The 6,085-nt window shown below is 60.2% G+C and carries 2 protein-coding genes; both read right to left on the bottom strand.

All coding sequences use genetic code 11. The features are described 5' to 3' along the window. Positions 1-3,536 (bottom strand): condensation domain-containing protein (locus BR41_RS20395; RefSeq protein WP_035060891.1); only part of this gene is annotated, 3,536 nt, incomplete at its 3' end. A gap of 16 nt (positions 3,537-3,552) precedes the next feature. Continuing rightward, complete coding sequence (locus BR41_RS20390) at positions 3,553-5,214, bottom strand: cyclic peptide export ABC transporter (protein ID WP_035060873.1); 1,662 nt, start codon at positions 5,212-5,214, stop codon at positions 3,553-3,555. Between the last annotated feature and the right edge of the window lie 871 nt (positions 5,215-6,085).

Raw genomic sequence — 6,085 nt, 5'->3', positions numbered from 1 at the left:
CCGTAACTCAGCGTCTGGTCTTCACACACCAGTGCGATGGCATCAGGTTGCGCTGCCGCTTGGGCTTCAAACAGCTGATGGATCAGTGCCTCGGCCGGGTAGTCCACTGCGGTGGCATTGAAATCCACCTGCACTTGCTGGCGCTCTGACGCCGACAGCAGCGGTAATTGGTCAATCGGCTGTTGATCGTTTTCTATCAAGCCAGCGAACAGCGTTTCCAAATGCCCCGCCAATCGCTCGATGGTTTGCGCGTCGAACAAGTCGCTGGCGTAGTCCAGCCTGCCGACCAGCCCCGTCACGGTATCGGTGAGCGAGAGCGACAAGTCGAACTGCGTTGTCGTGCTCGTCTGTTCCACCGGGTTCAGCACCAAGCCCGGCAAACTGAGCTCACCATCGTTGGGTGTGTTGTTCAGCGCCAGCATGACCTGGAATACGGGGCTGTGGCTCAGGCTACGTGCCGGTTGCAGCACTTCCACCACCTGCTCGAACGGCAGGTCTTGATGCGCATAGGCGGCGATGGTGCTGGCTTTGATCTGGCTCAGCAGTTCATCCACTTTAGGGTTGCCGTCCAGCTTCACCCGCAAGGCCAGGGTGTTGACGAAGAAGCCCATCAAGCCTTCCAGCTCGCTGCGCTGGCGGTTTGCCACTGGCGTGCCGATAACCACATCGTTCTGCCCGCTCCAGCGGCTCAGCAATACTGACCAGCCGGCCAGCAGTGTCATGAACAAGGTGGTGCCGTGGCGTTGGCTCAATTGTTTAAGGCTGTTCGTCAGCGCGGGTGACAAGTTCAGTGCCACTTGGCCGCCGGCATAACTTTGCACTGCCGGGCGCGGTCGATCGGTTGGCAGATCGAGTAAGGCTGGTGCACCAGTCAGGTGCTGTTGCCAGAAATCGACCTGGGTTTGTAGCACCTCGCCCTGCAACCAGCTGCGTTGCCAGGCAGCGTAGTCGGTGTACTGGATGGCGAGTGGCGGTAGCGGATCGGCTTGGCCTTGGTGGAAGGCGGTATAAAGCGCGCTCACTTCCCGCACCAGCACGCCAATCGACCAGCCATCCGAAATGATGTGGTGCTGGGTGATCAGCAGCAGATGCTCGTCATCGGCCAGCTGCAGCAACTGGCCGCGAATCAGCGGACCGGTCGATAGATCAAAGGGTTGCACTGCTTCGGCTTGGCTGAGTTGCTCAACGCGAATGGATCGATCCGGGCCAGTCAATACGCGTAGGTCATGCTCCACCAAGCTGAAACCAACATCGGCCGGCGCAATCACTTGCACCGCCTCACCGCCATCCGACTTGAAGCAAGTCCGCAACGCTTCATGCCGCGCCACGATGCGATCCAGCGTCGCCCGTAACGCAGCGCGATCCAGCTGGCCGTGCAGCCGCAAGCCAGCCGGCATGTGGTACGCCGCGCCCGCATTGGCATCGAGCTGATTCAGGAACCACAGCCGTTGCTGCGCCCATGACAACTGCAGCGGCTCATCCCGTGTTACCAGCGCAATCGGCGGCAACAGCGAGCCGGATTGCGCTGCGGCGCGGTCGATCTCGGCGGCCAAGGCCACCACGGTCGAAGCCTGAAACAGCGTGCGCAGCGGCAGTTCCACCTCGAAGACCGTGCGCACGCGGGCGACCAGCTGCGTGGCGAGCAAGGAGTGGCCGCCCAGGTGGAAGAAGTTGTCGGTGGTCGAGAGCGAGGGGCGATCAAATAGCTGCTGCCAGATATCCAGCAAGCGCCGTTCGGTCTCGGTTTGCGGCTCAGCTGCGACTGCAGCGGCATCCGCCTCGTGTGCGGCGCGCCAGGACCAGCTTGCTTCGAACTCGTCGGCAAGAAAGAGCTGCCGGCAGCGCACCCGCTGAATCTTTCCGCTCGATGTGCGCGGAATGCGGCCCGGCTTGACGAGCAGCACAGCGGCCAGGTCGAGGATGTCGTGGCGTTCGGCGAGTTCGGCGCGTAATTTGCCGATCAGGTTGGCGGTGTCGGGCTGCTTGCGGGTCTCGACCTCTTGCACGACCACCAAGCGCGTCGTGTCGCCCTCCTCCAGCGAGAATGCGGCGCAGCCGTTGGTACGGAAGGCGGCATCGGCATGTTCAACCGTGATCTCAACGTCTTGGGGATAGACGTTGCGGCCGTTGAAAATCATCATTTCCTTGAGGCGGCCGGTGATATACAGCTCGCCATCACTCAGGAAACCCAGATCGCCAGTCCTCAGCCAGTTCTGCGGGTAGCCGGCGACCTTGCCGCCAAAGACCGCTTGCCGGCTGGCTTCGTCCTGCCCCCAGTAACCACGCGCCACCGATTCACCGGTGACCCATACCTCGCCGATCTGCGCTTCCGGCAGCTCGGTCAATGCCTCGGGCTGAACGATCAAGATGCGGTGTGCGCTGCCGTGCGTCGTGCCGGTAGAAACGATATCGATGCCATCCACCGAGTCGGCAGATGCTTCGATCTGGCCCGATTCCAGTGCGGATTTGCTGATGCGCCGCGCCCCCGGCAGCTGGCCGGGCAGCTTGCGCATGCTCGCGCTGACCAGCAGCACCGATTCCGCCATGCCGTACGAAGGCGTCATGGTTTCCGGCCGCAAGCCGCAGCTCGCGAACGCCTCGGCGAATTGCTGGATCGCCTCATAGCGAACGCGTTCGGCGCCGTTGACGGCGATGTCCAGACTGCTCAGATCCAGCGTCTGCTTTTGTGCTTCCGTGATCCGCTGGGCACATAGCTGGTAGGCAAAATTGGGCGCACCCGTGATGCGCCCGCGATAACGCGAGATCAGTTCCAGCCAGCGATAGGGCCGCATCAGGAACGAGGCCGGCGGGAACTGCACGCTATGGCCGCCCACGAAAACCGGAAAGATGATCGCGCCAATCAGCCCGAAATCGTGATGCGGCGGCAACCAGGAGACAAAGACGTCACCCATTGCCAAGCCATAGCTGCCCTTGCCCAGCGTGGCATTGGCAATGACGTTGCCGTGGCTGACCATGACCCCCTTGGGGTTGCCGGTAGAGCCCGAGGTGTATTGCAGGAAGGCAATGTCGGATGGCTGCAAGGTGGGCGGCACCCACGCCACCGCCTTATTATGCGCATCGTCAGTCGCGATCCAGCGCAGCTGCTGCAGCGCATCGTCATCCGCGCTGTCCATCTCTGCCACGCTGGCGCTAATGCTGGCCAGGGTGAGCGCTATGGCGGGTTGCGCGTCTTCCACCATCAAACGCAGCCGGGGCAAGGTGCGGGCATTGGCTGGCGGCAAGGCCGGCACGGCGATCACGCCGGCATACACGCAGGCGTAGAACGCGACGATGTAATCGAGGCTGGGCGGGTAAATCAGCATGACCCGATCGCCGGGCCGGGTGATCTGCTGCAGCCGCGCCGCCAGTTTCTGCGCGGCCTGATCGAGTTGTGCGTAAGTCAATGCACCGCTGACGTTCTCGCCGTCATTCAAATACGTGAAGGCGGGGCGATCCGCCGTGCCGGACGAGTGCGAGGCACGGAATCGAACGACGTCGAACAGCGTCGCCAGGCTGGGTGTCAATGACTGGTTCATGTCGTTTTTACTCGGATCAGCTTGAGGTGACGTCTTCTGTGAAGGCATGCGGCGAGGGCCTGCGCTCTTTCAGGCGCCCTTCTTCCAGCTTGATGATTCGGTCGGCGTGGCCGAAATAGGCGTCATCGTGGCTGATGACGATCACGGTCTTGCCGCGTGCTTTCAGGTCGGGCAGCAACTCGGCGTAGAACACGCGCTTGAAGGCTGGGTCTTGATCGGCCGCCCATTCATCGAAGAGATAGATGGGGCGGTCTTCCAGATAGGAGGACACCAGCGCCAGGCGTTTGCGCTGTCCGGTAGAGAGATTGACGGTGGAGAACTTGCCGTCCACCACCGTGACCTTGTGGCCGATGCCCAGTGCGTCGATGTAGCGTTTCGCCTTGTCGGCGACCTCCGGCCCGGCGGTCAACAATTGCTCGAACAGATGGAAATCGGCAAAGACCGCGGCAAAACGCTGCCGATAAAACGCGTTGTTGCTGGCATCCATCGGGACGCCGTTAAGCAGAATCGCCCCGGCCTCGATGTCGTATAAGCCCACCAGCAGCATCGCCAGCGTGGTCTTGCCGCTGCCGTTGCCGCCGATGATGAAGACGATTTCGCCCTGCTGAATCGTCAGGTTCAGTGGGCCGAGCTTGAAGCGGCTGTCTTGCACGTCGCCGGGGTAGTGGTGCACCACGTTCTGCAGTTCGAGCCGCAGCGGGACGGCCCTGGAGAATGGATCAGCGTGGAGATCGGGCCGGTTGGCACCAGCCGTCGGCGCATCCAGCGCCCCATCCAGCCGCTGCATTTTCCGCAGCGCAATGCCGGCTTGTCGCAGCGACGGCAAGGAGCCCAGCAACACGCTGATCGGCCCGATCAAATACAGCAGGATCAAGGTGGCCGTAATGAGCTGACTACGCGGCAACGGCAGCCAGATCGGCGTGACAAAGACCATGACGCCGATCACCACATAGAACAGGATGCCGCCGATGTTGAGCACCCAGGTGTAGTTCGTCATGCCCCGGGTGAAGATCTGCCGGAAGTATTCCGCGCCCGGCGCGATCACCTCGCTGACAAACGCATGCCCGCGCTGCGCATTCAGCTGCAGCTCCTTGCTGCCATCGATCAGGCTTCTGAAGTGCTGATACAGCGTATCGACCTGATCGCGCACCTTGGTCATCAACCGCAGCGGTCGCCGCTCCGCCAGGTGGAAGCCATACCCGCCCACGCACAGGCACGCCGTCAACACGAGAAAGAGCGGCCAGGACAGCCAGGCCAGATAAGTGAGGCAAACCGCGATCAGCACGGCATTGCCAAAGACCAGCGGAACCAGCTGAAAAGCCTGCACGAAGGTATCGATGTCCTTGGTCAACACCGCCAGCAGACCGTGCTTGCCAAGTTCCTGCAGTTTGGACAGCGGGGTGGCGAGCAGCTTGGTACTCAGGCTGATGCGTAGCCGCAGGATCGCGTTTTGCGTCAGGTGCAGCAGCAGGAGTTCCGATGCCGACTTGGCAATCAGGAACACCAGGCACATGCCGAAGAACAGGCCAGCCAGCGCGGGAAGATGCTGCGCCCCATCAATCGCCCGGCTGATGATGCCCACGAGCGATGCCCCTGCCAGACCGCTGATGAGCGAACCGATGATGGACAGCAAAAGCGCGGATCGCGATTGCCGATAGAGGTATAGAAACAAATTCATCGGGAAATTTCGTCTGGCAAGTTTAAGAACAGATCCCGGCAGGAATTCGCCGCCATATGAATACCCTGCTCTTCCTGGCACTCAATTCAAGAAAAGCACAGCCACTAATAAGCAAAGGATCGACCTGGCCAATCAACTACGGGAAAGGGTTATCTGGCACTTCGTCCTGACATCAATGACGCTGATTCGCGCAACAACACCTCGTTTGAAACACGCGAGGCAATACGCGCCTCGACAGAAAAGCATTCATTGGTCAATTGACACCTGGCCGCAACAAAAATCGGGAATGTAACAATCCCGAACCGGGCATGAAACACTGCAGCCAAAGATCAATATGTTGAAAATATGTTGAAGGTCATTGCGGAATACCCAGCGGGCACGCGGATAGCGATCTCTTATGATTTTTCTGATGCGCCTTTTTTGCGGCGCAGGAAAGAGTAGTGCCTCGGAAAATGATCGTCAAGTGGTATCTTATTGTCATCGTCAAGTGGTATCTTCCCGAACAAGCGTGCATATGATTCGTTCGCTGACACGGCCAGCGTTTGGCACGTAATCAAGCATGGAAGCACCGCTGCTTGCGGCATACAGCCCATTCGGTAGCACTTCCGGCACATAGGAAAGGCCTCACGTGGCTGGGTCCGCTGGTATTAGCTTACGAACAAAATAGAGACACCATGACCACCGACAGCACGGCTTGCCCCTCTACGCAAGCTTGGCTCATCCAACCCGACCAGACCCGTGTCACCAAGGGGGATGGTTTGGCGAATGCAGTGCCGAGGCTTGAATTAAGCATCCCGCATTTTGCCGCTGGATTGCGAATGACTTGATCGCGGATTTGATGCGAACTTGAACACACCGATTTCGTCACCGA

The sequence above is a fragment of the Andreprevotia chitinilytica DSM 18519 genome, from assembly GCF_000711875.1.
Taxonomy (GTDB): Bacteria; Pseudomonadota; Gammaproteobacteria; order Burkholderiales; family Chitinibacteraceae; genus Andreprevotia; species Andreprevotia chitinilytica.
The sequence above is the reverse complement of the archived record's forward strand: the minus strand, read 5'-3'. Positions and strand labels throughout refer to the sequence as shown.